This is a genomic window from Salinivibrio sp. MA607, from assembly GCF_001996245.1.
Lineage (GTDB): Bacteria > Pseudomonadota > Gammaproteobacteria > Enterobacterales > Vibrionaceae > Salinivibrio > Salinivibrio costicola.
In genome coordinates this window covers 21,280-46,583 of the sequence record NZ_MUFJ01000013.1, presented here as the reverse complement: position 1 = coordinate 46,583, position 25,304 = coordinate 21,280, and the positions used below count along the sequence as shown (strand labels likewise).

Here is a 25,304-nt window from a genome sequence, read left to right as displayed (position 1 = left end):
TGCCTCGACTTAGTGTCCAGACGCTGGTGGGATGATGAGTGTTATCTATCTGCAAACAATATCTGCAAAAAATATGCCTTCTAGCTCAGTCGTTACCGGAGTTGGCCGCCTATTTGCAAGCGTACATCGACAAGCGATAGACCGGTCATGCCGGCAACCGAAGGCGAGGCGTTGCCGCTATATTGCCGCTGGTACAGAAAATCGGCAGATTCCGCTGTCATTATTGCGCTCTATTATACAACAAAAATCTAGTAAGATACTGATTTGGATATATTTTAAAAAGTTGGCACATATATTGTATTTAATCAACCAAGCGGCCAGTTTTTGAACGGGCTGAGACTAAAACTGATTAACAAGCTGTTCCCGCAGCACCGCCATTACACAGTGCAACACGTCGCGGGTAGGCTGTTTCGCAAAGCAAGCGAAAGTCAAAGGAGAGCAAAATGGGTGTAACAGTTAACACCAACGTGTCTGCGATGACTGCGCAGCGTTACCTGAATAAAGCGACCGATGAGTTGAACAATTCAATGGAACGTCTGTCGTCAGGTAGCCGAATCAACAGTGCTAAAGACGACGCGGCGGGTTTGCAGATATCTAACCGATTAGTGGCCCAAACTCGAGGGCTTGATGTGGCAATGCGGAACGCCAATGATGGTATCTCGATTGCCCAGACTGCCGAAGGGGCTATGCAAGAGTCTACCAATATTTTGCAGCGTATGCGGGACCTTTCCTTGCAATCTGCTAACGGTGCTAATGGTAAATCTGAACGTGTGGCTATCCAAGAAGAGGTCGAGGCACTGAAAGATGAGCTGAACCGAATTGCAGAAACGACAGCCTTTGGTGGACGTCGATTACTGAATGGTTCGTTTGGTGAAGCCTCGTTCCAAATTGGTGCGGATGCCGGTGAAGCGATCATTATGGGACTCTCGAGCATTCGTGCAGATGATTTCCGTATGGGTGGCGTAGAATTTGTTGGTGGTCAACCCAAATCAGCTGGCTGGGAAGTGGATGGTGCAGCCTCGACATTACAGCTGCAATTTACCACGAAAGAGGGTGAAAACGTCAGCTTAAGTATCGGCGCGAAAGCAGGCGATGATGTGGAAGAGCTGGCAAGCTATATCAACGGTCAGTCAGATGAAATGCTCACCGCGTCCGTTGACGAGGAAGGACAGCTGCAAATCTTTATTGAAGAGAATAAAGTCGCAGGCGCCGTCAATTTTAGTGGTGGACTCGCCGCCTCTCTGGGCATGGTTTCGGGTAACGGTGACTTAGTGACAGCGGCAGACCTCGATGTGTCCGATGTCGGTGGTGCTCAAATGGCTGTTGGCGTTGTCGATTCGGCGATGCGTTATATCGACAGTCAGCGGGCGGATTTGGGCGCGAAGCAAAATCGACTCAGCCACACCATTAGCAACTTGTCGAATATCCAGGAAAATGTGTCGGCTTCAAACAGTCGTATTCGAGACACAGACTTTGCACGTGAAACGACGGCAATGACCAAAGGTCAAATCCTACAGCAGGCGGGTACCTCGATGCTGGCTCAGGCCAAACAGATGCCGCAAGCAGCATTGAACCTTCTGCAATAACCTCTCGTTTTTACAGGTAAAAAAAAGCGGCAAGCGGTTGCCGCTTTTTTTATGCCAATTTTTATTAAAATCCCACTAAAGATATCTCTCCTTTGGGCGTTAACCTTCATAGCGCCATACGGCATCGGTATTAATACCGACACGCACAACAAAAAAGCTAAAGCTTTCTCAACGTGCGCCGCTACATGGGTTGTGAACAATTTTACACTGGTTTTCCCTGGTCAGCTGGGCGAAGCCGGACCTAGAACCTAAGGAGAATAGTTATGGCTATTACTGTTAACACTAACGTCCCTGCGATGACAGCTCAGCGATTTTTGAATAATTCAACCGATGCGCTGAACAACTCAATGGAGCGTTTGTCATCCGGCTCTCGTATCAACAGTGCTAAAGATGATGCGGCAGGTCTTCAGATTTCTAACCGCTTGATGGCACAAAGTAGTGGCTTGGGTGTGGCTGTTCGAAATGCCAATGACGGTATCTCAATGGCGCAAACCGCTGAAGGGGCGATGGAAGAGTCAAGCAACATCTTGCAACGTATGCGTGACTTGTCACTGCAATCCGCTAACGGTGCAAACGGTGATGCTGAGCGTGGTGCAATCCAAGAAGAGGTTGTGGCGTTACAAGATGAGTTGAACCGTATCGCAGAAACCACCTCGTTCGGTGGTGCTAAGCTTCTCAACGGCACATTTGGTACGCGTTCGTTCCAAGTAGGTGCTGATGCTGGTGAAGCGGTGATGATGGAGTTCAAAAACATCCGCGCTGACCACAGTGAAATGGGTGGCGCTAGCTTTACGGCTGCGAATGGTAAGTCAGCAGGGTGGACAGCTACTGCCGGTGCAACCATGGCAATCAACATCACCAATGCGGATGGCACATCAACATCCATCAATGTGAACGCCAAAGCGGGTGATGACATTGAAGAAATCGCCACCTACATTAATGGTCAGGCTGACGATAAACTCAGTGCATCGGTGACGGAAGACGGTGAGCTGCAAATTGTCACTGGGGCAGGTTCGGATGCAACCTTCTCAGGGGCGCTGGCTACGTCGCTCTCCATGGGAACCAAAGTGGATGAAACCATCAAAGATGTGGATGTTTCGTCTATGGGTGGCGCACAAAAAGCGGTCGGTATGATCGATAATGCGATGCAATTTATCGACTCTCACCGTGCTGAATTGGGTGCGAAGCAAAACCGTTTGAGCCATACAATTGCGAACTTGGATAACGTCAATGAAAACGTATCGGCCTCGAACAGCCGAATCCGTGATGTTGATTTCGCGAAAGAAACAACGAACTTGACCAAATCGCAAATTCTGCAGCAGTCTGGTACCTCGATTTTGGCGCAAGCCAAGCAGGCGCCACAAGCGGCACTGAGCTTGCTCGGTTAACCATTCACGAGCGGCGGCCTAATCGCCGCCGCTACGTTTTTGGAGGTGAATAGCAATGGACATTTCATCCGTTTCCAATTCATCCCTGCTGCACTCAAAACCCTCTGATGGCACAAAGATTGCAAAAGATGTAAGAGTTGGAAAAACGCAGTCTGATCCGGTGAATCAGCATCAGCAAGCTGAACGCCGAGAAGCGCGAGAATCAATGCAGCAACGGCGTGTTGAACAGTCGCAGCGCATTGAAGAAAACCGTCAGCTACAACGACAACAGCTTGAAAAGCTGGTCGCCCGGCTAGATGAGTTTATGTCTGACTTTAACAAAGGGCTCGCATTCCGACTGGATGAAGACACAGGACGTAGCATTGTCACCGTGTATGAAATGAACAGTGGCGATATCATCCGTCAAATTCCAGAAAAAGAAATGTTAGAGCTTGCTAAGCAATTGTCGCAACACGCGCGAGGGCTGGTCACAGAGAAGGTGTAACGAGGTGAGAGAGTCGTTATGAGTGTAAAAGCAGCAGGCATGGGCGGTGGCATGGATATTAATGCCATGGTCACTAAAATCGTGGATGCTGAACGTGCACCCAAGCAAGAGCGGATTATCAAACGCACTAATGACGTTGAAACCGACATTAGTGCGTTTGGTCGCTTAAAAGATTCTCTCGCGACACTTAAAACCCAGATGTATGATTTTCGTCGTAACGAAGGTTTTTCGGCGAGAACCACATCGGTGAGCAACCCCGACGCGCTCGGTGCTACGGCAACACCGGACGCCATCCCTGGACGTTATCAGATTGATGTACAGCAACTTGCGGGGGCTCATAAGCTTGTCTCGCCAGGCGTCGATCCTGATGCATCGTTGGGTACGGGTAAACTTACGATCACCATGGGTAATCGCACCAGTGTGATCGATGTACCACAAGGCAAAGACAGCTTGGCTGACGTTGTGCGGGCGATTAACAACGATCCTAAAAACCCCGGGATCCAGGCGTCGCTTATCAAAGACGATAGTGGCACACGTATGGTGCTAAACGGTAATAAAACCGGGGAAACGAATCGGATCGAAGTGAATGTTGATGCTCAGATAGGCAGTGCACTCCACCAGTTAGGGTTTCAAGCTGGACAAGCTAATAATGGCATGACGCAAATGCAGGCAGCACAAGATGCCAAGATACTGATTGATGGTATCGCCTCGGTGTCCAGTACAACCAATACATTTGATAATGCTATCGAGGGTGTCTCGTTAGAAGTTGACCAAACCAGTGATAAGCCACTTTCACTGGCGGTAGAGCATGACCGAGAATCGGTACGATCAACGATTACGTCTTTTGTTGATAATTACAATGCGTTCTTCCGTGTCTCTCAAGCCGTTAGCCAATATGATCCCGAAACGCAACAAGGCGGTCCGTTGGCGGGTGAAAGTGTGATACGTACGGCGACCAGTCGGTTACGTAACTTATTTTCATCCCCGATAGAGAAAGCGCCTGAAGGGATGAAAACATTGAGTGAACTTGGGGTGACGACCACCATGGATGGCCGTTTAGAAATCGACAATAACGTGTTAGACCGCCAGCTGCGTCAAAACTTTAACGCTTTAGAAGGTTTTTTCGGTGGCAATGATGGCTTTGCGCGTCAATTAGAGCAGGTGGTCAATGGGTTCACCGGCGCGGGTGGGGCGATCAGTAACCGTGAAAGCACGCTTTCAGAGCAAAAGCTGAGATTACGTGATGATCAGCGTGAGTTAGATAGACGTATGGAAAGCTTAGAGTCACGAACCATGCAGCGCTTTTCTGCGATGGAAGAAGCAACGAGTCAAATGCGTTCTCAATTGCAAGCAATGCAAAACATCATGCCAGGTTAGCCATGACAGAGATTGCGGATTGGCTCGCCACGTTAGAGGTGATGGATGCAGACATTGCTCAGCACTTAACCCTAAGTGATATTGATCCAGAAAAGCTGGCTCAACAATTGCATGATAGAAAAACGCTGCTCGATAAGATTGCAGCGTCAACACAGGCGCCGAGTCATCCACAATGGTCCGAGGCGTTGGCAAGAACAAAAACGCTCATTGATACGCTCGAAGAGCACAAAGCAGAATCTGCCAAGCGCTTGTTACAGCAGCGCAAGGGGAAGCAGTCTGTGCAGCTGTATAAGAAATTTCAATAGGTGAGGAAGACTATGAGAGGCTCACTACAGGCCTATAAGAAGGTCTCGGTTGACAGTCAGTTAAGCGCCGCGTCGCCTCATAAGGTTATCCAGATGCTGATGGCCGGGGCTATTGAGCGTTTAATTCAAGGCAAGGCGGCGATGGCACAAGGCGATTTATCCGTCAAAGGTGAGCGCCTAGGTAAGGCATTGGATATTATTATCAATCTACGGGCTTGTTTATCTATGGATGAGGGCGGTGATATCGCGGATAATTTGGATGCCATTTATGACTTTATGATTCGACAAGTCAGTGCCGCCAACTTAGACAATACGCCAGAACCCATTGACGATGTGATTGAGCTATTGCGAGAGATAAAATCAGCTTGGGACCAGATTCCCTCTGAATACCATAATATGACCCAAGCGACCAGTTAAACCGCCTACCAAAAGACGGACATGGCACTGGAGTCACAGGTTTACTGTGTCTCCGGTTGCCTTATGCGCGTTCTCTATTACAATGTCTTGATTAAAATTGAGATTGTTGTTGCTTACGAGCGGCACAATAATAATAAGTTATCAGGGCAGACGTATCTCACACATGCAAGATTTAGCAAAGATCCTTGTTATCGATGACGATGACCAGTTTCGTCACGATCTCGGCGTGATACTCGATTTTATCGGCGAGCGTTACGCGCTTCACTCGACCACAGATGTCAGTGATGCACTCTGGGAGCAAAACTGGGGCGCATGTTTTCTTGGTCACGTCCGCTCGACATCTCTGTTAGAGAAAGTGCTTGACCAACTTGCAACCTATCACCATGTTCCAGTGATTGCGATTCGACGTCATGATCGTGAACTTTCCGGGTTGCCTAATTATGTCGGCGAACTGGGCTTACCGTTAAATTACCCACAATTGTTTGACGCCTTACACCATTGCCGTGAGTTTGCTGGAAAACAAGCGTTTAGTATTCCACAACTCGCAGGTGACAACACCGCCTTTCATAATATGGTTGGCAAGAGCGATGTGATTGAACAGGTTCGTCATTTAATTGATCAGGTTGCTTCAACCGAGGCAAGTGTGTTGATTTTAGGTGAGTCTGGCACCGGTAAAGAAGTGGTTGCACGCCATATTCATCATTCATCCTCACGCGCGACCGGTCCTTTTGTGCCGGTGAACTGTGGTGCGATTCCCGGAGAGCTCCTCGAAAGTGAACTCTTTGGCCATGAAAAAGGGGCATTTACCGGCGCAATTTCAGCGCGCAAAGGACGTTTTGAACTTGCGGAGGGTGGAACGCTCTTTTTGGATGAAATCGGCGATATGCCGATGCCAATGCAAGTGAAGTTGTTACGCGTCCTTCAAGAGCGTACGTTTGAGCGAGTGGGTGGAAATAAAAGTATTCGCGCCAATGTCAGAGTGGTTGCTGCCACTCACCGCACACTGGAAACGATGATCCAAGAAGGCGAATTTCGCGAAGATCTCTATTACCGACTCAACGTATTCCCGATTGAGATGCCTGCATTGCGAGATCGTATTGACGATATTCCCTTGCTTATCCACGAACTGATGTCTCGTCTAGATGGTGAAGGAAATGGACGAATTCATATTTCACCGCGAGCAATTAATTCGCTAATGGAACATCAGTGGCCGGGGAACGTGCGTGAATTGGCCAACCTTATCGAACGCTTGGTGATTTTATATCCGGGGCAAATGGTGGATGTAAATCACCTTCCCGCGAAATATCGCTACAGTGATATTCCTGAATTTCAGCCAGAAGCGTATTCGGTAGAAGACACCGAAATGGCAGAGCGAGAGGCACTCACTGCGATGTTTTGTGAGCCAGATATTCCCGCGTTTGACGATGAGATGCCAGGCTTTTCTGACAGTCCAGGTTTTACTAGTTTGCCTCCCGAGGGCGTTAATCTTAAAGAGACCCTGGCTGAGGTAGAAGTTGATCTGATCAAGCAGGCACTAGAGGCGCAGTCAGGCGTCGTCGCCAGAGCCGCGGACATGTTGAGTATGCGGCGAACCACCTTGGTGGAAAAAATGCGTAAGTACGGACTCAACAAAGAAGAGTTAATATAAATCGGTAATGTGTCAAAAAGCGGAGTCAAAAAAATGACTTCGCTTTTTTGTCTTCAACAAGCTGATATTATTGACTATTTTTATGGCATAATCCCTGCTTAAATGAGTAAAACCTTGATTGAAATGTGTATTGCTTAAATGGAAACCCAATCGTCGCCACTTGGATCAGTGGATCAACAAGTTACTCGATATAAGCAAGTTCTGGATGTTATGCCTGCGGGGGTTATCTTGCTGGACGCCAATGGACGTGTTGCTGAAGCCAATCCAGAGGCGCATCGACTACTGGGTGAGCCATTGACTCAGCAGCGTTGGTTTGAGGTGATACAACGGGCTTTTTCCCCACGTGACGATGATGGGCACGAGGTATCACTAAAAGATGGTCGGCGAGTAAAGCTGGCCATCTCAGCGTCCGATTCGGGGCAGCTCATTTTAATTACCGATATGACCGAAACCCGTTTATTGCAATCGCGTGTCAGTGATCTACAACGTTTATCATCGTTAGGTAAAATGGTGGCATCATTAGCGCATCAGGTGCGTACGCCACTATCGAGTGCCATTTTGTATGCGTCCAACCTAGGTGCCCCAAACCTGAATAATGCGACCAGGCAGCGTTTTCAATTCAAGTTGTTAGACCGTTTGCATGATCTGGAAAAGCAAGTCAATGACATGTTGCTATTTGCCAAAGGCGGCGACAATAACGTGGTCAAGGTATTCAGTGTCGAACAGCTATTTAATGAATTTGAGCCCATGGTGGATGCGGTCGTTCAAGGACATGATGTTGATTTTGCAATTAACAGTGACGACGAAAGTGTAAAGGTGTTGGGCAACCCCAATGCGTTAGCCAGTGCCTTAAGTAATCTTGTGATTAATGCTGTCCAGGTGGCGGGCAAAGGCTGCCAAGTCGTTGTCGATTCACGGCTGCAGGGCGATAACCTTTTACTTTCGGTGGCGGATAACGGGCCAGGCATCGCGCCGGAGTTACATGCCAAAGTCCTTGAGCCTTTTTTTACCACGCGACAACAGGGGACAGGTCTTGGCCTCGCCGTTGTGCAAATGGTGTGTCATGCCCATGATGGCAAGCTCACCTTACAATCTAAGCCTGAAAAAGGGGCCTGTTTTACATTGTGTTTGCCGCTTGCCAAAGGGGCGGTGGCAGATCATGGTGAGAGCGTAGGAGAAACACAATGAGCCAAACAACCGTGCTAATCGTGGAAGATGATGAAGGGTTGCGCGAAGCGCTTGTCGATACACTGGCGCTGGCAGGGTATCACTGGCGAGAAGCGGACAGTGCCGAGCAAGCCTTAGTGACCCTGAAATCAGAGGCCATTGATATTGTCGTCTCTGACGTGCAAATGGCAGGAATGGATGGCCTTGCACTTTTGCGCTCGATTAAAACACACATGCCGAATTTACCGGTTTTGCTGATGACGGCCTATGCCAACATCGAAGATGCCGTGGCGGCGATGAAAGAGGGCGCGATCGATTACATGGCCAAACCGTTTGCTCCCGAAGTGCTGTTAAATATGGTGAGCCGCTATGCCCCTGTCAAAACCGATGACTCCGATGCGATTGCTGAAGATCCAAAAAGCGTCGCCTTACTGGCGTTGGCAGACAAAGTAGCAAATACCGATGCGAATGTGATGATCTTAGGGCCTTCAGGCTCAGGAAAAGAAGTCATGGCGCGCTATATTCACGATCATTCAGCACGTGCCAATGCCGCTTTTGTCGCCATTAACTGTGCCGCGATTCCAGAAAACATGTTAGAAGCCACGTTATTTGGCTACGAAAAAGGGGCCTTTACTGGCGCGGTTCAGGCTTGCCCGGGCAAGTTTGAACAGGCACAAGGCGGAACCATTTTACTGGATGAAATCAGTGAGATGGAGCTTGGGTTGCAAGCGAAATTACTACGCGTGTTGCAAGAGCGTGAGGTTGAGCGTTTAGGTGGACGAAAAAGTATCCAGCTTGATTTGCGGGTGCTTGCCACCAGTAACCGCGACTTAAAAGAATACGTAGCGCAAGGCCACTTTCGAGAAGATCTTTACTATCGCTTGAATGTCTTTCCCATCACTTGGCCGGCGCTCAGTGATCGGCTCGGCGATATTATTCCACTGGCGCATTATTTACTGTCACGCCACTGCCAAAAACAAGGCTTACCTTGCCCAAGTTTGCATCCAGATGCCGAACAGAAACTGCTCGCGTACCCGTGGCCTGGTAATGTCAGAGAGCTCGATAACGTTATGCAACGCGCATTAATCTTGGCCACGCAGTCGCACATTCAAGCCTCTGATATTCTACTGGAGGGGCAAGATTGGCAAGATGCGTCTAGCTTACAAAATCAAGTAATGAATACGCGCTTTAACCACCAAGCACAAGCTCCGGCTTCTCCTCCAACGGCCACTGAGCATGTTGAGCAGCCCCCCAATAGCGTAGGATTGGGCAATGAGTTACGCGATCAGGAATTTTCTATTATTTTAGAAACGATCCGCGCTTGTGAAGGACGCCGCAAAGATGTTGCAGAACGCCTTGGGATTAGCCCAAGAACCTTACGCTACAAATTAGCCAAAATGCGTGATGCTGGCATCGATATTCCCCAATAATCGCGCGGTGTTGCGGCTTTTTGCTAAAGTGGTCTCAAAGTTGCAAACACACAGATATCTGATAGAAATCTGACTCATTTGACAAAAAATTGACACAGGAAGGATCGACGATGAAAGCCAATGCCCTGACGCAAGAAATGCAAGCCATGGCGGTAGCCGCGAAAAATGTGTCTCAGCCTGCCACGGGACAGCAAGTTAGCCAAGAGTTTGGCGATATGCTCTCCAGTGCCATTAATCATGTCAATGGACTGCAAAAAACATCCGGTGAACTCGCTACCCGGTTTGATGAAGGCGATCGTAATGTGAGCTTATCGGATGTCATGATCGCTCGGAACAAATCCAGTGTGGCCTTTGACGCAACAGTGCAAACGCGCAACAAACTGGTTGAAGCGTATAAAGAATTAATGAACATGCCTGTTTAATGTAGGAATTAATCAGTGGCTGAAGAGAATCAAAATACCGATCTCGCGGTGTCAGATGGTGCAGCAGCATTACCATCGACCGATGCAACGCTAGACGCGGAGCAAAGCGCGCAAGATCCGGATGCACTCGAACAATCGGCGTCGTCAAATTCGATATTTGGCGATCTCGACATGGTGCGTCAACTGATCTTGGTGCTCGCGGTCGCGATCTGCGTGGCCCTGATCATGATGCTTTTTTTCTGGGTACAAGAGCCAGAGATGCGGCCACTGGGTACGTACGAAACGGAAGAGCTTATTCCGGTTCTCGATCACCTGGATCAAAGCAAAGTCGATTATCAACTCGATGGAAACACCATCCGCGTTCCCTCTAGCGATTACTCGTCCATTCGTCTTGGGCTCACCCGAGCGGGCTTAAATACAGCCACGGCAGAGGGCGACGATATTTTGCTCAATGATATGGGCTTTGGTGTATCGCAAAAGCTTGAAACAGAACGCTTAAAACTGAGTCGTGAACGTCAACTGGCGGCAGCGATCGAAGAAGTGCGTCAAGTGCGAAACGCGAGAGTACTGTTGGCGCTGCCCAAACAGAGTGTTTTTGTGCGTCACAACCAAGAAGCGTCCGCAACGGTCTTTTTGACTCTTGGCGGGCGTAATACCCTAGGCCAGGAAGAAGTCGACTCGATTGTTGATATGGTGGCCTCCGCAGTGCCTTCTCTGAAACCCACGCGCGTAACCGTCACTGATCAGCATGGACGTTTGCTCAACTCAGGCAGTGAAGATCCAGCGTCGGCGGCGCGGCGAAAAGAGTACGAATTAGAACGTAAACAAGAGCGCCAGTTACGGGAAAAAATTGATTCCATTCTCATCCCTGTTTTGGGCTTAGGGAATTATACCTCTCAAGTCGATGTTGCCCTGGATTTTAGCTCGTTGGAAGAAACGCAACGGCAATATAACCCCAATACGCCTGCGACGCGCAGTGAATACACACGTGAAGATTATAACGGCTCCGACCGTGTGGCTGGTATCCCTGGGGCATTAAGCAATCAACCACCAGCGGACGCCTCTATTCCAGAGGATGTGCGAGATTTAAAAAATGGCGCAGGCGGAAATGGTTCGGTCAGTCGAGAAGCGACGCGTAATTTTGAATTAGATACGACAATTCGTCATCGGCGCGCGCAATCAGGCGTGATCGACCGCCAAACTGTTTCAGTGGCGGTGAATTTTAAGCAAAGTGTCGATCCGGACACCGGTGATGTGGTTAAAGAGCCTTTAACGGATGATGAACTGGCAAAAATCCGCCGCTTATTAATGGGCGGGGTAGGATTTAGTGAGCAGCGCGGTGATGTGCTTGAAGTGATCGCCGTACCATTTGTTGAACCTGAGCAAGCTGCCGAACAAGATGTTGCTATCTGGGATCATCCAAACTTTAATGATTGGGTACGCTGGTTGGCGGCTGCTTTAGTCATTATCGTGATTATTGTGGTGTTGGTTCGCCCAGCGATGAAAAAGCTGTTGTACCCCAATATCGACGAAGATGGCAATACTGTCGGGCCTAATGGCGAAATCTTGGGTCCGGATGGCCTACCCATTACCCCAGATGGCGATGACGTTGGCTTGATTGGTTCAGAGCTCGATGGCTCGAGTAATTTTGCCATGTCAGCGTCAGATGTTGAGCTGCCAAACTTACATAAAGACGAAGACTTGCTAAAAGCGGTCCGAGCGCTGGTCGCCAATGAGCCAGACTTGGCCGCACAAGCGGTAAAAAACTGGGTGACCGAAGATGGCAAATGAAGTCGCAAACACGGGTGAAGAGCAAGCCGGCTCAAGTTTCGATATCAGCTCTTTAAGTGGGATTGAGAAAGCCGCCATCTTACTGTTAAGTTTAAGTGAGCAAGATGCAGCAAGCATCATTCGACACCTCGAACCTAAACAAGTGCAGCGAGTCGGTTCGGCGATGACATCAATGACCGATCTTAACTCGGACAAGGTCGCGGCGGTGCATCGTGCGTTTTTGGAAGAAATCCAAAAATACACATCGATTGGGATGGGAAGCGAAGACTTTGTGCGTAACGCACTGGTGGCGGCGCTGGGTGAAGACAAAGCTAATAACTTGGTTGACCAAATCTTGCTTGGCAGTGGCTCCAAAGGCTTAGACTCACTCAAATGGATGGATCCGCGTCAAGTCGCCAGCATCATCATCAACGAGCACCCGCAGATTCAAACTATCGTGCTGTCATACTTAGATCCTGAACATTCGGCAGAAATTCTCTCCCAGTTTGTTGAGCGTGACCGGCTCGATCTGATGATGCGGATAGCCAACTTAGAAGAAGTCCAGCCAGCGGCATTACACGAACTAAACGAAATCATGGAGAAGCAGTTTGCTGGCCAAGCGGGTGCTCAAGCCGCCAAAATTGGTGGCTTAAAAGCGGCTGCCGAAATCATGAACTACATGGACAACAGTGTAGAAGGTGTCTTAATGGACTCCATTCGTGATCAGGACGAAGAGATGGCATCACAAATCCAAGACTTGATGTTTGTCTTTGACAACTTAATTGATGTGGATGACCGCGGTATACAGACCCTATTGCGCGATGTGCCGCAAGAAGTGCTGCAAAAAGCACTTAAGGGAGCGGAAGATAATTTACGCGAGAAAATCTATCGCAACATGTCTAAACGTGCGGCCGAAATGCTGCAAGATGATATCGAAGCCATGGGGCCAATTCGTGTCTCCGATGTTGAAGGGGCACAAAAAGAAATCCTTTCCGTTGCGCGTCGCCTTGCCGATGCCGGTGAGCTGATGCTCACTGGTGGCGGCGGTGATGAGTTTGTATAAGTTGCTTTTCTTTCGCGTAGAGGTTGTCGATGAGTTTAGATAAACGCCGTGGCTATATTCGTGCCAACGAAGCTGACGCCGAAACGATCGATCGTTGGACACTGCCGCCTTATGGCGATCGAGAGAATCTGCCCAAAGATACTGCGCTCAATTATGATCCGAGCTGGGAGCCAGAAGCGGATACTGACGTTGAAGAAAGTGAGCCGGCCCCAGAGCCATTAACGGCCGATGCCCTAGAAGCGATTCGGCAACAAGGTTATGACGAAGGCTATGAAGAAGGCAAACAACTCGGGCATCAAGAAGGGCTAGAGGGTGGCCTAGAAGAAGGGCACGAAAAAGGATTCGAAGAAGGCAAAAAGGCAGGGTATGAGCAGGGTGTTGAAGAGGGAAAAGCATTAATTGAGACGCGCTGTCAGCATCTTGACACCATTCTTAATCAGCTCAGTCATCCATTGGAGAAGCTTGATATAGACGTCGAACAGCAACTTTTGGTAATGGTCCAAGCATTGACTAAGTCGCTGACCGGCGTGGAGTTAGAAACCAATCCGCAGGTCATTTTACAGACATTACGCGCATCGATAGCTGCACTTCCCGTGGCGGATCATCCCGTCACAGCCGCGTTACATCCTGATGATTATGCCGTGGTCACCGAAGCCTACGACGACGCCATGTTAGCCTCACGGGATTGGACGTTACAATCAGAGCCCGCGTTAGCGCGTGGTGATGTACATGTGAAATCGAAAGATTCTGTGGTTGATTATCAATACAGTGAACGGGTGGACGCGTTGCTCCGCGAGTTTCAAGGGAAAAACCAGTCACGGCAATCAGTGCCATCCCAGTCTTCTACGTCTGGCGCTGACGATCCCAGTGTTAATACGCCCAATACTGAAACCGATACGCTCAAGTCGTCGGCGCAACCGTCGTCAGACGCAGCGGCACAAGCGCAAGAGCAAGCGCAAGCAAAACCTCATGCTTCATCCTCCTCATCCAGCGATGATGACGGCGTGTCGTCATGAGTCAGCTGGCTGAGCGCTTAAAGCGGTGTCAATTAGATAACCTTGCGCCAAAACCCGTGGCATCCGGCAAATTGGTACGAATGGTCGGCTTAACGCTCGAAGCGATCGGCTGCCGGGCGCCCATCGGTTCTGTTTGTGCGGTCGAGACCTTAAATGGAACCATCGAAGCGGAAGTGGTGGGGTTTGCCGGAGAGTTGTTGTACTTGATGCCAAATGAACAAGTCTCTGGGGTACTCCCGGGTGCACGCGTGACGCCTTTATCTGAACGTAGCCAACTTTCTGTAGGCATGGAGCTGCTTGGCCGTGTTATCGACGGTATGGGAAACCCACTGGATGGCAAAGGGGATATCTACACTGATAAGCAGGCCAGTTTAGAAGGTACTCCCATCAACCCATTAGCGAGACAGCCAATTAGAGAACCCCTCGATGTGGGGATTAAAGCGATTAACGGTCTGCTTACTGTCGGTAAAGGACAGCGAATTGGGTTGTTTGCCGGCTCTGGTGTGGGTAAATCCGTAACGCTTGGGATGATGACACGTGGCACCACGGCACAAGTTGTGGTTGTGGGGCTGATTGGCGAACGTGGCCGAGAAGTAAAAGAATTTATCGATGATATCTTAGGGGAGGAGGGCCGGGCCCGTGCCGTCGTTATCGCCGCCCCTGCTGATTCATCGCCGCTTGTGCGCTTAAAAGGCTGCCAAACGGCACTAACGATCGCTGAGTATTTTCGCGATCTTGGGTTGGATGTGCTTTTGCTGATGGACTCATTAACACGTTTTGCTCAGGCACAACGTGAGATCGCATTATCCGTGGGTGAACCTCCCGCGACCAAAGGCTACCCACCCTCGGTATTTGCCCGTTTACCCTCATTAGTCGAGCGTGCAGGAAATGGTGCTGTCGGGCAGGGCTCGATCACGGCATTTTTTACTGTATTGACCGAAGGTGATGACTTACAAGATCCAATTGCCGACGCTGCACGCGCCATTCTTGATGGTCACATCGTGTTATCTCGCGAATTGGCGGATGGTGGGCATTATCCGGCGATTGATGTCGAACGCTCGGTAAGCCGTGTGATGCCCAATATTACCAATGACGAGCAAATCTTGATGTCGAAAGCGGTGCGGCAAGTGTTGTCCGTTTGCCGCAAAAACCAAGACTTGGTCTCAATTGGCGCGTACAAGCCAGGCAGTGATGCAGCCGTTGACCAAGCCTTTCACCTGAAGCCAAAACTGGATAATTATTTGCAACAAGGGATGAAAGAGGTGGTCCCTTTCGATATGTGCGTCAATATGTTGCGCTCAACCTTGCAAGGATAATTTATGGCTGACCATGCACTGCATTTATTGTTAGAAAAGGCCCAAGAAGATGAAAAGCAGGCGCAACTTAGCGTCAGTGAAGCCCAGCAAGCATTAGATGGCTATTATCACCAGCTCGAGCAAATTGAGCAGTATCGTCTGGAATATTGCCGACAAATGTCTGACCGGGGTCAGTCAGGGCTCTCTGCCAGCGCGTTTGGCCATCTTAATAAATTTATCGTCCAGCTTGATGAAACCTTGGCAAAGCAACGAGGTGCTGAGCATCAGTTTAAGGATCATTTAGAACAGTGCCGTCAAGCATGGCAACAAACACGCCAACACCGGCAGTCTCTCGAGTGGTTAATCGAAAAGCGAGCGCGAGAAGAAGCGGAACGTGCTCATTATCAAGAACAGCGTCAAATGGATGAAATGGCAGCAATTATTGCACGCCGACGTCCCTCTCCCTTTTCCTAAGAATAAAATGGCGCGATAATTGCTTTATCATTACCGACATGCCAGCACATTGAGGCTCGGTTTAAAGGATAACCATAAGGTAATGACGAGAAACTTATGACGCAGTCTACGCTGACGCTTTCCAATCTCTCACCTAAAACCCCTCCCGCGACCAATGACGGTGCGACAGGCGAGGTAAAAGGTGATAAAAATACCGGCTTTTTAGCGGCGTTGCGCCAGTCCATTGATGGCAAGGGTGAGCAAGGCGACATACCGATTAAACTGACCCAAGATGGCAAGACTTTACTGGTTGATGGTCAGGCAATTGATGCCGAGGCGATGCTTGCTGATGGCATGTTTAGCGAAGCGGAAATGGCCGAAATTGCCGATATGACAGCCATGGAAGAGAGCCAAGCACTGCTGATGCGACTGAATCAAGCGGCAGCCATGCTTAATGGCAAATCTTTGCCTACTGCCGACGCTGATCCCTTATCTGCCAGTGCGGATGCGTTATCAGCACAGACGCTAAACGTAACGCAATCTGATGACGATGAAAGTGTGCAGATAGACGGTGATAACACAGAAGGGGTGATCGACAGACAAGCGTTATTGACTGAGCTGGCCAAAAACTTGCCGGAGGGTGTGTCACCCGAAAAAGTACTCGATCAGTTATCGCCGGATCAGTTGGCGGCGTTGGCAAGTCAAGTAAGAGCGACGCAATCACTTGACGCTGAGAGTGCTGCACATCGCAAAGATAACGCGCTTGAATCGGATGGAAGCGCGATAAAATGGTCAACCGCCAAAGCGCAACAAGAGACAGATAATCCAGCATCTCTAAGCAAAGAGAAGGAAACGCTGGCGAAAGAAGGTCAGCTGAAAGAGGGCGTCACAAAAGAAGGCGCGACACTATTAAAGAGTAGCGAGCTGACCGATAAACTGCGCCATGATGCAAAATCAGCAGCGACCCCCAATGCCAATCCAGCGTCGTTATTAGCAGGAAAAATGGGCCAGTCGGATGACCTCAGCAAAGCCGCATTAAAAGCGATGGCAGAGCAAGCGGGTCAAGCGGACACCGCATTGACAAGTGGCAGTGCTTCTAGCACAGCAGAGGGAGCCACACGCCCTGAAAACTTAGCGCAACAATTGGCCAGTGGTTTAGGGTTGTCGTCGGCCCAGTCCGCCACGGCACGACAAGATATGCAAGCAGCGCAGAGTGCACAGGCGCCCCTCCCGCTCGGACAAACGCCCACAGAAGCTGGTGCTGCCTTGACGGAGCGTATTAACATCATGCTGTCAAAAAACCTCAAGCAGGTTGATATTCGGCTTGATCCTCCTGAGCTAGGGCGAATGCAAATTAAGTTGGGAATGAACAACGATCAAGCGACGGTTCACATTACAGTCGCCAACCAGCAAGCGCGAGACGCGGTTGAACAAGCAATGCCGCGGCTTCGTGATATGCTACAGCAACAAGGCTTACAGTTGGCTCAAGGATCCGTTCAGCAGCAAGACAGTGGCGCGCAGCAAATGGCTTCAGGACAACAAAATCATACTGGGGCAGGGGCGTCAGGCGACCCGTCTCTTGGGTTGAAGACCGCTGACGACCATGATGACGCGATGTTAGCAGGGCACGCGTTAAACGTTTCACACAATGATCGCGCTGTCGATTACTATGCTTGATCAAAACGCACCAATAATGAGGAGCATGAATAGCCATGGCAAATGACAACGCAACCTCGGAACAAGGCGGGGGCAAGAAAAAGCTCATCATTATCATTGTTGCTGCTGTGGTGTTATTGGCGGCCGTAGGCGGTGGCGCTTTTTTCTTTTTATCGGGTGACGATAAAAGTCAGGACGATATTGTCTTGGAGGAAGAAAATAACACGCTTCCGGCCATTTATATCACCCTACCTCAGCCGTTTGTCTTTAACGTGACTGGTGATGAACAACAACGGCTGGTGCAAGTGAATGCACAATTATTGGTGCGTGGTAGCGAGAGAGAAGCGCTAGCGAAGGAAAATTTGCCGCTGGTAGAACACGCGTTACTCAATACCTTTGGTGCTGCCACAGTTGAGCAACTGCGGACCCCTCAAGGTCAGCTAGAAGTCCGACGCCAGTCCGCTGAGAATGTGCGCGCGGCTTTAATTAAAGTAACGGGTGAGCCGGTGGTAGAGCGGGTTCTCTTCACTGGGTTTGTGATGCAATAGGTGATGACGTGACTGACTTACTCAGCCAAGACGAGATTGACGCGCTCCTTCACGGCGTTGACGACGTCGATGACGACGATAATGAGCCCGAGGTTGGAGAAGATGGGACGGTCTCCTTCGACTTCTCGTCACAAGATAGAATTGTGCGCGGGCGCATGCCGACGCTCGAGCTTATCAATGAGCGTTTTGCGCGTCACATGCGCATCAGCTTGTTCAATATGCTGCGGAAAACCGCCGAAGTTTCGATAAACGGCGTGCAGATGATGAAGTTTGGCGAGTACCAAAACACGTTATACGTTCCGACCAGTTTAAACATGGTACGGTTTCGTCCACTAAAAGGGACGAGCTTAATTACCATGGAGGCCCGACTGGTCTTTATTTTGGTTGAAAACTTCTTTGGTGGCGATGGCCGATTTCATGCCCGGATCGAAGGGCGCGAATTTACCCCAACCGAACGACGCGTCATACAGATGCTGCTGAAGCTGATGTTTGAGGATTATAAAGACGCGTGGGCCCCTGTTATGGAAGTGGCCTTTGAGTATCTTGATTCGGAAGTCAACCCAGCGATGGCAAACATTGTCAGTCCATCGGAAGTGATTGTGGTCAGTTCATTCCACATCGAACTGGATGGCGGGGGCGGTGACATTCATATGGTCATGCCTTATTCGATGCTGGAGCCAATCCGTGAGCTCCTCGACGCCGGGGTACAAAGTGACAAGATGGATACCGACGTGCGCTGGAGTAAAGCGCTACGTGATGAAATCTTGGACGTAAATGTGGAACTCAGTGCAAAACTACTCGATGTGACCTTATCGTTGCGCGATTTGATGGAGTTACAAAAAGGGGATGTGATCCCGGTTGATATGCCAGATGCGTGTACGGTTTTTGTGGAAGACTTGCCAACCTATCGAGCGAAAATGGGCCAGTCTAACGATAAACTGGCACTGAAAATTGTTGAGAAACTAAAACGACCTGATATGGCGAAGTCTGATATTTCGCTATTACAGGATAAACCTGAGCTACTCGATGATCTCGAGGAAGATTTACCGATTGATGATAAACAAGGTAAAACTCAGTGAATAAGACCAGTAAACAGGGGTAAGACGTCATGGATCAAAATGATGTAGATGATGATTGGGCTGCTGCCCTGGCTGAGCAGTCTGATTCGGAAGGATCAGATGATGTACAAGCGGCACCATTGGATGAGCTCACTGACGACAGTGAGAAGCAACTGGGCGCGGATGAACAACGTAAGCTCGATGCGATTCTCGATATTCCGGTGACCATTTCGATGGAAGTGGGACACACCCAGATTAATATTCGGAATCTTCTCCAGCTTAACCAAGGCTCGGTGGTTGAACTCGACCGTCTCGCCGGTGAATCGCTTGATGTTCTGGTGAACGGTACCTTGATCGCCCACGGTGAAGTGGTGGTGGTTAACGATAAATTTGGTATTCGTCTTACCGATGTCATCAGTCAAACTGAGCGAATTAAGAAGTTACGATAAGATGATCGTGAACCGACGCGTTTGGGCAATATTGTTGGTGCCGATGCCCGCTTGGGCAGCGGCGCCAGACGTAAGCATAGTGACAATGCTGTTGTCTCTCGGGCTGGTGTTGGCATTAATCTTTGGCTTAGCGTGGCTATTACGTCGGCTTAAGCTCCCTGGCTTGGCGCAGCAAAGCAATGGGATCAAAATTGTCAGTCAATTAGCTATTGGCCAAAAAGAGCGGATATTAGTTGTGGACGTGCATGGAGAGCAACTTGTCATCGGTGTTACAGCTTCTCAGGTGCAGCTATTAAAAGCGCTAGATAATCCGGTGCCCACAACAGCGCCGACTTCGCCAGACTCTCACTCTCGCTTTGCAAATCAGCTTAGCCAACTATTGAATCGAAAATGACGATACGCACGCTATTGGCAGTCTGGGTTTTGGTGGTGGCCACTTTGATGACACCGTTTGCTTTCGCCGAGCAAGAAGCCACGCCCGCCCAGGAAAGCATCACAACCGAGTCACTGAATGATAGCGGTGAAGCGGTTCGCCTGGAAACGCAGCGCAATACCGGAGGCGGGATCCCTGCGGTGACCATGCGAGTCAATCCGGATGGTAGCGAAGACTACTCAGTGACCTTACAAATTTTAGCGCTGATGACCGCGTTGGGGTTTTTGCCAGCGGTCGTCATTTTAATGACGTCCTTTACCCGCATTGTGGTGGTGATGGCGATCCTTCGCCAAGCGATGGGGTTACAGCAAACGCCGTCCAATCAAGTCATTATTGGCATCGCCATGTTTTTGACCTTGTTCATTATGTCGCCGGTGATCGATAAAATGAATACAGAGGCGGTACAGCCGTATATCAATGAGCAGATGACAGCGCGTGAGGCCTTCACTCGGGTGCAAGTGCCACTACGAGAGTTTATGCTTAGGCAAACCCGTGTCAAAGATTTGGAAACCTTTGTCAATATGTCGGGCGCTCAAGTTGACGAGCCAGAGCAGGTGCCAATGACCGTACTGATCCCCGCATTTGTGACATCAGAACTGAAAACCGCGTTCCAAATTGGATTCATGCTGTTCTTACCGTTTTTGGTGATTGACTTGGTGGTAGCGTCGGTATTGATGGCGATGGGTATGATGATGTTGTCGCCCATGATAGTGTCATTACCGTTTAAATTAATGCTCTTCGTGTTGGTTGATGGGTGGAATTTGATCCTTTCTACCCTCGCCGCCAGTTTTGGCTAAAGGAGGCAGCAATGGCCCCGGAAGCGTTTGTTGAACTGTTCCAGGATGCGCTTTACCTGGTACTACTGTTAGTGTCTGCGATTGTCGTGCCGGGTTTGTTAGTCGGTTTGATCGTCGCTGTATTCCAAGCGGCAACCTCGATCAACGAGCAGACACTCAGTTTTCTTCCCCGTTTAATTGCGACGTTTATTGCGCTGATGTTTTTTGGTCATTGGATGACACGGATGTTGATGGAATATTTTTATCGTTTGATTGATCACATCCCAACCATTCTGTACTGACGGAAAGGCATATGGAATATCCGGCCTCGGTGATTTTATCTTGGATGGCTAACTACTTTTGGCCGTTTACACGCATCTCATCGATGATGATGGCGATGACGTTTTTTGGTGCCCGTTTCGTGCCTACCCGGATCCGTTTATACCTTTCTCTTGCGATTACCTTTGCGGTCATGCCTGCACTTCCTGCGGTGCCAGAGGACATTGAGTTAGTGTCATTTGCCGGATTTATGGTGCTCGCGCAGCAAGTCGTGATTGGCGTTGCGATGGGGCTAGTCACGCAGTTCATTACCCAAACCTTTGTCATCCTCGGCCAGATCTTGGGGATGCAATCAAGTTTGGGTTTTGCGTCAATGGTGGATCCAGCCAACGGTCAAAACACGCCACTATTGGGTCAGTTTTATCTCTTCTTGGCCGTTATGTTATTTCTGTCCACCGATGGCCATTTGAAAATGCTTAACCTAGTGGTAATGAGCTTTGAGACGCTCCCCATTGGCGAGATGATAGGGGCCGCAGATTATCGCAGCCTCGCAGCATGGTTTGGGATCATGTTCGAGGTCGCATTGAGTATGTCGCTGGCAGGTGTCATTGCTTTGTTGGTGGTCAATTTGTCTTTTGGTGTGATGACCCGAGCGGCGCCACAACTTAATATTTTCTCACTTGGCTTTGCATTTGCATTGTTGATGGGGTTGTTGATCAGTTGGTACTTACTGTCCGGTATGTTGACGCACTACAACAACCATTGGCAAACCGGGCTCAATCAAATTTGCTCCCTTATCCGGCTGAATTGCGAGTTTAACTAATGGCAGAGAGTGACGGTCAGGAAAGAACAGAAGACGCCACACCCCGAAGGCAGGAGCAGGCGCGGGAAAAGGGCCAAGTACCGCGCTCAAGAGAACTAGCGTCAGTGGCTGTTCTGGTGGTAGGTGCCGTCAGTTTAATGTGGTTTGGACAAGCGTTGGGCGAAGCGTTAATGGCGCTGATGACGCGCTTGTTTTCACTTTCGCGTGCTGAAATCTTCGATAGCTCAGAGCTGATGCTGGTGGTCGTTGGTGAGCTACTGCATCTAATACTGCCCTTAGGCTTGATCCTTGTGGTGTTATTTATCTCCGGCCTCGTCGGCGCAGCAGGTTTGGGAGGTGTCAGCTTCTCTTGGGAAGCCGCGCGGCCCAAATTATCAAAAATGAGCCCGATTTCTGGCTTCAAGCGTATGTTTGGTACCCAAGGGCTCGTCGAGCTGTTGAAGTCAGTGTTGAAAGTCTTGCTAGTCGCCGGCGTTGCGACCTATTTGGTCTATATCAACTTAGAAGAGTTTTTTGAGCTGACGATCGATACCTTCCCCAGCAATCTTTATCACGCCTTAAACATTTTATTGGACTTTGTGTTGTTGGTCTGTTGTTCATTGCTGGTAGTGGTGGTGATTGATGTGCCATTCCAAATTTGGCAACACAATGAGCAGCTGAAAATGACTAAACAAGAGGTCAAAGACGAGCACAAAGAGACCGAAGGTAGCCCTGAAGTTAAAGGACGTATTCGCATGCTGCAACGGGAAATGGCGCAACGCCGGATGATGGCCGATGTGCCTCAAGCTGATGTTGTGGTGACGAACCCTGAGCACTACTCGGTAGCGTTACGCTACAACAGCGACATGGATAGTGCGCCGGTTGTGATAGCTAAAGGCTCTGATTTTACCGCACTGAAGATTCGTGAAATTGCAGCAGAATATGATGTTGCCATTGTACCTGCACCACCGCTAGCACGCGCGCTGTATTTCAGTACCGAGCTAGAGCAGCAGATCCCAGACGGTTTGTTTACTGCCGTTGCTCAGGTGTTAGCGTATGTCTTCCAGCTCAAGCAATACAAAAAAGGCCGAGGCCGGCGGCCTACGCGCCCAGATGATACCTACTTACCCATCCCTACCGATTTGAAACACGATTAACCATGGTGTCATCGTACGCGTGAACGAAGTCCCGCTATCGAGTTGCTTGTCGGTGTTTTTGGGCTGGTAGACGCGCCAAAAAGCTGACACATTATCCGCTTTTTCTGGCGTAAAAATTGCTTGCCTTGCACTCTCGTTTTATTTCCGCGTGGCAACTGGCCCACGTTCACCAATCATGGACTTGAACGCCTGACATGTTAAAAGCCAAGTGGCGATTGCCATTTTCTGACAAGGTACCTTACCACCGCTTGGGAGCGATGCCGGCGATCGGCGCACCGGTACTGGTATTGGCCACCTTAGCGATGGTGGTGCTGCCTGTACCGCCGATGCTGCTCGACTTAATGTTTTCTTTCAACATTGCCTTGTCGTTGATTGTATTGCTGGTCACCATTTATACCCGCCGCCCTCTTGAATTTGCTGCCTTCCCCGCGGTGTTGTTAATTGCAACCTTGATGAGACTAGCGCTTAATGTTGCCTCTACCCGGGTGGTTTTGCTTTATGGTCACGAGGGTCCCGATGCAGCCGGTCAGGTCATTGGTGCATTTGGGTCAGTCGTGATTGGTGGCAACTACGCTGTCGGTCTGGTCGTCTTCCTGATTTTGATGATCATTAACTTTATGGTTGTCACCAAAGGCGCAGGCCGGATTTCCGAGGTTACGGCGCGTTTTACCCTGGATGCGCTGCCCGGTAAGCAAATGGCTATTGATGCCGACTTGAACGCAGGGTTAATCGATCAAGAGCAAGCGCGTGCTCGGCGCCAAGAAGTGACGCAAGAGGCTGATTTCTATGGCTCGATGGATGGTGCGTCCAAATTTGTTAAAGGCGATGCGATTGCCGGGATCTTGATTCTTTTCATCAACATTGTTGGTGGGCTGTCTATCGGTATGGGCCAACATGATTTAGGATTTTCAGACGCAATAGAAGTGTATACCTTGCTCACCATTGGTGACGGTCTTGTCGCGCAAATCCCTTCATTGCTGTTATCCATTGGTGCCGCCATTATGGTGACGCGTCAAAATACCGATGAGGATATGGGGCAGCAGGTGGTGTTCCAGCTGTTTGATAATCCACGTGCCCTCATGATTGCCACCGGTATTCTGACGATCATGGGCGTGGTGCCTGGTATGCCACACCTGCCTTTTCTATTTTTGGCGCTGGCTTGTGGTGGACTGGCATATTGGAAATACCAGCAGTATCAAAAAGCACAACAAGCGCCAGAGCAGTCTGATGTCCCTGATGCAGCCCCTCCGGCACCAAAAGAACTGTCCTGGGATGATGTTCAACCGGTTGATGTCATTGGCCTCGAAGTGGGCTATCGGCTCATCGCTATGGTCGACCGAGACCAAGGGGGCGAATTGTTAGATCGAGTGAAAGGGGTGCGTAAAAAACTCTCGCAAGACTTTGGCTTTTTAATCCCGCCCGTACACATTCGCGATAACCTAGAGTTACCACCGCATAACTACCGCATTACGTTAATGGGCGTCGCGGTCGGTGAAGCAGAGGTACACCCCCAACATGAATTAGCAATTAATCCAGGCCAAGTGTTCGGACCCATTGACGGTGAACCGACTCAAGACCCGGCGTTTGGCTTAGAGGCCGTCTGGATAGAGCCGAGCCAGCGCGAGCACGCGCAAGCCTTAGGCTACACAGTGGTTGATTCAGCAACGGTACTGGCGACACACCTGAGCCAAATGCTCACCAATAATGCCGAGCGACTACTCGGCCATGAAGAAGCGCAGAACTTGATAGATATGCTGGGTAAACAAGTTCCTCGTTTGGTGGAAGGGCTTATTCCCGATCAGATCCCACTGAGCGTGTTAGTCAAAGTGCTCCAGAACTTGCTCAGTGAAGCGATTCCTATCCGTGATATCCGCACCATTGTGCAGACCATGGCGGAGTACACAGGAAAGAGTCAAGATCCCGACATCCTAACGGCAGCAGTGCGGATTGCTCTGCGTCGCTTGATTGTCCAAGAAATCAATGGCAGCGCGCCTGAGCTACCGGTTATCACCCTTGTTCCTGAACTGGAACAGATGTTGCATAAAACAATGCAGGCGTCCGGTGGGGAGTCAACAGGCATAGAACCTGGTCTTGCTGAGCGGTTACAGTCTTCACTGGCTGAAGCCACTCAGCAGCAAGAACTACAAGGTGAGCCTGCGGTATTGCTGACATCGGGTGTGTTGAGAGCCACGCTCGCAAAATTTGTCAAGAATACGATTCCGACGTTACGTGTGTTGTCTTACCAGGAAGTACCGGACGAAAAACAAATTCGTATCGTTAATGCGGTTGGCAACAATTAACCTCGTTTATGAGTAGGGCCGTGCT

The 25,304-nt window shown here is 49.7% G+C and carries 25 protein-coding genes; all 25 read left to right on the top strand.

The genetic code is table 11. The annotated features are described in order from the left end of the window. Positions 1-443 precede the first annotated feature (443 nt). Complete coding sequence (locus tag BZG81_RS08000) at positions 444-1,586, top strand: flagellin (RefSeq protein ID WP_021023046.1); 1,143 nt, start codon at positions 444-446, stop codon at positions 1,584-1,586. 263 nt (positions 1,587-1,849) lie between these two features. Then, the gene (locus tag BZG81_RS07990) at positions 1,850-2,974 is read left to right on the top strand and encodes a flagellin (RefSeq protein ID WP_077669111.1); all 1,125 of its coding nucleotides are present in this window, start codon (positions 1,850-1,852) and stop codon (positions 2,972-2,974) included. A gap of 55 nt (positions 2,975-3,029) precedes the next feature. Then, a complete protein-coding gene (locus BZG81_RS07985; protein ID WP_021023049.1) occupies positions 3,030-3,458 on the top strand; it encodes a flagellar protein FlaG in 429 nt (142 codons plus the stop codon). Between the two features lie 18 nt (positions 3,459-3,476). Continuing rightward, positions 3,477-4,835 (top strand): flagellar filament capping protein FliD, encoded by a 1,359-nt coding sequence (fliD, locus tag BZG81_RS07980; protein WP_077677132.1) that lies wholly within the window; start codon positions 3,477-3,479, stop codon positions 4,833-4,835. A gap of 2 nt (positions 4,836-4,837) precedes the next feature. Further along, positions 4,838-5,140 carry a hypothetical protein gene (locus BZG81_RS07975; RefSeq protein ID WP_077677131.1) on the top strand — a complete coding sequence of 101 codons (303 nt, stop codon included), beginning with the start codon at positions 4,838-4,840 and terminating at the stop codon, positions 5,138-5,140. Between the two features lie 12 nt (positions 5,141-5,152). Further along, positions 5,153-5,557, top strand: coding sequence for a flagellar export chaperone FliS (fliS, locus tag BZG81_RS07970; RefSeq protein ID WP_021023052.1), 405 nt, complete (start codon positions 5,153-5,155; stop codon positions 5,555-5,557). Positions 5,558-5,720: 163 nt separating this feature from the next. After that, complete coding sequence (locus tag BZG81_RS07965; RefSeq protein ID WP_077460303.1) at positions 5,721-7,205, top strand: sigma-54 dependent transcriptional regulator; 1,485 nt, start codon at positions 5,721-5,723, stop codon at positions 7,203-7,205. Positions 7,206-7,343: 138 nt separating this feature from the next. Beyond that, positions 7,344-8,393 (top strand): sensor histidine kinase, encoded by a 1,050-nt coding sequence (locus tag BZG81_RS07960; protein ID WP_077677130.1) that lies wholly within the window; start codon positions 7,344-7,346, stop codon positions 8,391-8,393. Continuing rightward, entirely contained in the window at positions 8,390-9,802 is a 1,413-nt protein-coding gene (locus tag BZG81_RS07955) for a sigma-54-dependent transcriptional regulator (protein ID WP_077677129.1), read from the top strand. The genes BZG81_RS07960 and BZG81_RS07955 overlap by 4 nt, the downstream gene beginning before the upstream one ends. A gap of 110 nt (positions 9,803-9,912) precedes the next feature. Beyond that, entirely contained in the window at positions 9,913-10,224 is a 312-nt protein-coding gene (gene fliE / locus BZG81_RS07950) for a flagellar hook-basal body complex protein FliE (protein WP_021023056.1), read from the top strand. Between the two features lie 15 nt (positions 10,225-10,239). Continuing rightward, the gene (gene fliF, locus BZG81_RS07945; protein ID WP_077460305.1) at positions 10,240-12,015 is read left to right on the top strand and encodes a flagellar basal-body MS-ring/collar protein FliF; all 1,776 of its coding nucleotides are present in this window, start codon (positions 10,240-10,242) and stop codon (positions 12,013-12,015) included. Next, positions 12,005-13,057: a flagellar motor switch protein FliG gene (gene fliG / locus BZG81_RS07940; protein WP_021023058.1), complete on the top strand. Its 1,053-nt coding sequence runs from the start codon at positions 12,005-12,007 to the stop codon at positions 13,055-13,057. Before fliF ends, fliG begins: the two co-directional genes overlap by 11 nt. Before the next feature lie 29 nt (positions 13,058-13,086). Continuing rightward, the gene (locus BZG81_RS07935; RefSeq protein WP_077677128.1) at positions 13,087-14,073 is read left to right on the top strand and encodes a flagellar assembly protein FliH; all 987 of its coding nucleotides are present in this window, start codon (positions 13,087-13,089) and stop codon (positions 14,071-14,073) included. Further along, positions 14,070-15,389 carry a flagellar protein export ATPase FliI gene (gene fliI, locus BZG81_RS07930; protein WP_021023060.1) on the top strand — a complete coding sequence of 440 codons (1,320 nt, stop codon included), beginning with the start codon at positions 14,070-14,072 and terminating at the stop codon, positions 15,387-15,389. Before BZG81_RS07935 ends, fliI begins: the two co-directional genes overlap by 4 nt. 3 nt (positions 15,390-15,392) lie before the next feature. Beyond that, on the top strand, positions 15,393-15,842 hold the full coding sequence (gene fliJ / locus BZG81_RS07925; protein WP_021023061.1) for a flagellar export protein FliJ: 450 nt from the start codon (positions 15,393-15,395) through the stop codon (positions 15,840-15,842). A gap of 96 nt (positions 15,843-15,938) precedes the next feature. Further along, entirely contained in the window at positions 15,939-17,498 is a 1,560-nt protein-coding gene (locus BZG81_RS07920) for a flagellar hook-length control protein FliK (RefSeq protein ID WP_077677127.1), read from the top strand. A 35-nt stretch (positions 17,499-17,533) separates the two neighbouring features. Next, positions 17,534-18,025, top strand: a complete 492-nt coding sequence (fliL, locus tag BZG81_RS07915; protein ID WP_077677126.1) for a flagellar basal body-associated protein FliL — start codon at positions 17,534-17,536, stop codon at positions 18,023-18,025. A gap of 8 nt (positions 18,026-18,033) precedes the next feature. Beyond that, the gene (gene fliM, locus BZG81_RS07910; RefSeq protein WP_077460309.1) at positions 18,034-19,104 is read left to right on the top strand and encodes a flagellar motor switch protein FliM; all 1,071 of its coding nucleotides are present in this window, start codon (positions 18,034-18,036) and stop codon (positions 19,102-19,104) included. 29 nt (positions 19,105-19,133) lie between these two features. Then, a complete protein-coding gene (gene fliN / locus BZG81_RS07905) occupies positions 19,134-19,532 on the top strand; it encodes a flagellar motor switch protein FliN (RefSeq protein WP_021023065.1) in 399 nt (132 codons plus the stop codon). Positions 19,533-19,617: 85 nt separating this feature from the next. Then, positions 19,618-19,926 carry a flagellar biosynthetic protein FliO gene (gene fliO / locus BZG81_RS07900; protein ID WP_158011835.1) on the top strand — a complete coding sequence of 103 codons (309 nt, stop codon included), beginning with the start codon at positions 19,618-19,620 and terminating at the stop codon, positions 19,924-19,926. Further along, entirely contained in the window at positions 19,923-20,762 is an 840-nt protein-coding gene (gene fliP / locus BZG81_RS07895; RefSeq protein ID WP_077460311.1) for a flagellar type III secretion system pore protein FliP, read from the top strand. The genes fliO and fliP overlap by 4 nt, the downstream gene beginning before the upstream one ends. Positions 20,763-20,773: 11 nt before the next feature. Then, entirely contained in the window at positions 20,774-21,043 is a 270-nt protein-coding gene (fliQ, locus tag BZG81_RS07890) for a flagellar biosynthesis protein FliQ (RefSeq protein ID WP_021023068.1), read from the top strand. Positions 21,044-21,054: 11 nt separating this feature from the next. Continuing rightward, a complete protein-coding gene (gene fliR, locus BZG81_RS07885) occupies positions 21,055-21,843 on the top strand; it encodes a flagellar biosynthetic protein FliR (protein ID WP_077576582.1) in 789 nt (262 codons plus the stop codon). Then, a complete protein-coding gene (gene flhB, locus BZG81_RS07880; protein ID WP_077576583.1) occupies positions 21,843-22,979 on the top strand; it encodes a flagellar biosynthesis protein FlhB in 1,137 nt (378 codons plus the stop codon). The genes fliR and flhB overlap by 1 nt, the downstream gene beginning before the upstream one ends. 194 nt (positions 22,980-23,173) lie before the next feature. Beyond that, on the top strand, positions 23,174-25,279 hold the full coding sequence (gene flhA, locus BZG81_RS07875; RefSeq protein ID WP_021023071.1) for a flagellar biosynthesis protein FlhA: 2,106 nt from the start codon (positions 23,174-23,176) through the stop codon (positions 25,277-25,279). Positions 25,280-25,304 lie beyond the last annotated feature (25 nt).

What these genes read in the sequence shown, in the direction of transcription:
- BZG81_RS07990 (WP_077669111.1), top strand. Translation starts at nt 1,850, where the DNA reads ATGGCTATTACTGTTAACACTAACGTCCCTGCGATGACAGCTCAGCGA.
- flhB (WP_077576583.1), top strand. Translation starts at nt 21,843, where the DNA reads ATGGCAGAGAGTGACGGTCAGGAAAGAACAGAAGACGCCACACCCCGA.
- fliP (WP_077460311.1), top strand. Translation starts at nt 19,923, where the DNA reads ATGACGATACGCACGCTATTGGCAGTCTGGGTTTTGGTGGTGGCCACT.
- fliL (WP_077677126.1), top strand. Translation starts at nt 17,534, where the DNA reads ATGGCAAATGACAACGCAACCTCGGAACAAGGCGGGGGCAAGAAAAAG.
- BZG81_RS07955 (WP_077677129.1), top strand. Translation starts at nt 8,390, where the DNA reads ATGAGCCAAACAACCGTGCTAATCGTGGAAGATGATGAAGGGTTGCGC.
- fliO (WP_158011835.1), top strand. Translation starts at nt 19,618, where the DNA reads ATGCTGTTGTCTCTCGGGCTGGTGTTGGCATTAATCTTTGGCTTAGCG.
- BZG81_RS07985 (WP_021023049.1), top strand. Translation starts at nt 3,030, where the DNA reads ATGGACATTTCATCCGTTTCCAATTCATCCCTGCTGCACTCAAAACCC.
- fliD (WP_077677132.1), top strand. Translation starts at nt 3,477, where the DNA reads ATGAGTGTAAAAGCAGCAGGCATGGGCGGTGGCATGGATATTAATGCC.
- BZG81_RS07960 (WP_077677130.1), top strand. Translation starts at nt 7,344, where the DNA reads ATGGAAACCCAATCGTCGCCACTTGGATCAGTGGATCAACAAGTTACT.
- BZG81_RS07935 (WP_077677128.1), top strand. Translation starts at nt 13,087, where the DNA reads ATGAGTTTAGATAAACGCCGTGGCTATATTCGTGCCAACGAAGCTGAC.
- BZG81_RS07965 (WP_077460303.1), top strand. Translation starts at nt 5,721, where the DNA reads ATGCAAGATTTAGCAAAGATCCTTGTTATCGATGACGATGACCAGTTT.
- BZG81_RS08000 (WP_021023046.1), top strand. Translation starts at nt 444, where the DNA reads ATGGGTGTAACAGTTAACACCAACGTGTCTGCGATGACTGCGCAGCGT.
- fliI (WP_021023060.1), top strand. Translation starts at nt 14,070, where the DNA reads ATGAGTCAGCTGGCTGAGCGCTTAAAGCGGTGTCAATTAGATAACCTT.
- flhA (WP_021023071.1), top strand. Translation starts at nt 23,174, where the DNA reads ATGTTAAAAGCCAAGTGGCGATTGCCATTTTCTGACAAGGTACCTTAC.
- fliN (WP_021023065.1), top strand. Translation starts at nt 19,134, where the DNA reads ATGGATCAAAATGATGTAGATGATGATTGGGCTGCTGCCCTGGCTGAG.
- fliG (WP_021023058.1), top strand. Translation starts at nt 12,005, where the DNA reads ATGGCAAATGAAGTCGCAAACACGGGTGAAGAGCAAGCCGGCTCAAGT.
- BZG81_RS07920 (WP_077677127.1), top strand. Translation starts at nt 15,939, where the DNA reads ATGACGCAGTCTACGCTGACGCTTTCCAATCTCTCACCTAAAACCCCT.
- fliQ (WP_021023068.1), top strand. Translation starts at nt 20,774, where the DNA reads ATGGCCCCGGAAGCGTTTGTTGAACTGTTCCAGGATGCGCTTTACCTG.
- fliR (WP_077576582.1), top strand. Translation starts at nt 21,055, where the DNA reads ATGGAATATCCGGCCTCGGTGATTTTATCTTGGATGGCTAACTACTTT.
- fliJ (WP_021023061.1), top strand. Translation starts at nt 15,393, where the DNA reads ATGGCTGACCATGCACTGCATTTATTGTTAGAAAAGGCCCAAGAAGAT.
- fliE (WP_021023056.1), top strand. Translation starts at nt 9,913, where the DNA reads ATGAAAGCCAATGCCCTGACGCAAGAAATGCAAGCCATGGCGGTAGCC.
- fliS (WP_021023052.1), top strand. Translation starts at nt 5,153, where the DNA reads ATGAGAGGCTCACTACAGGCCTATAAGAAGGTCTCGGTTGACAGTCAG.
- BZG81_RS07975 (WP_077677131.1), top strand. Translation starts at nt 4,838, where the DNA reads ATGACAGAGATTGCGGATTGGCTCGCCACGTTAGAGGTGATGGATGCA.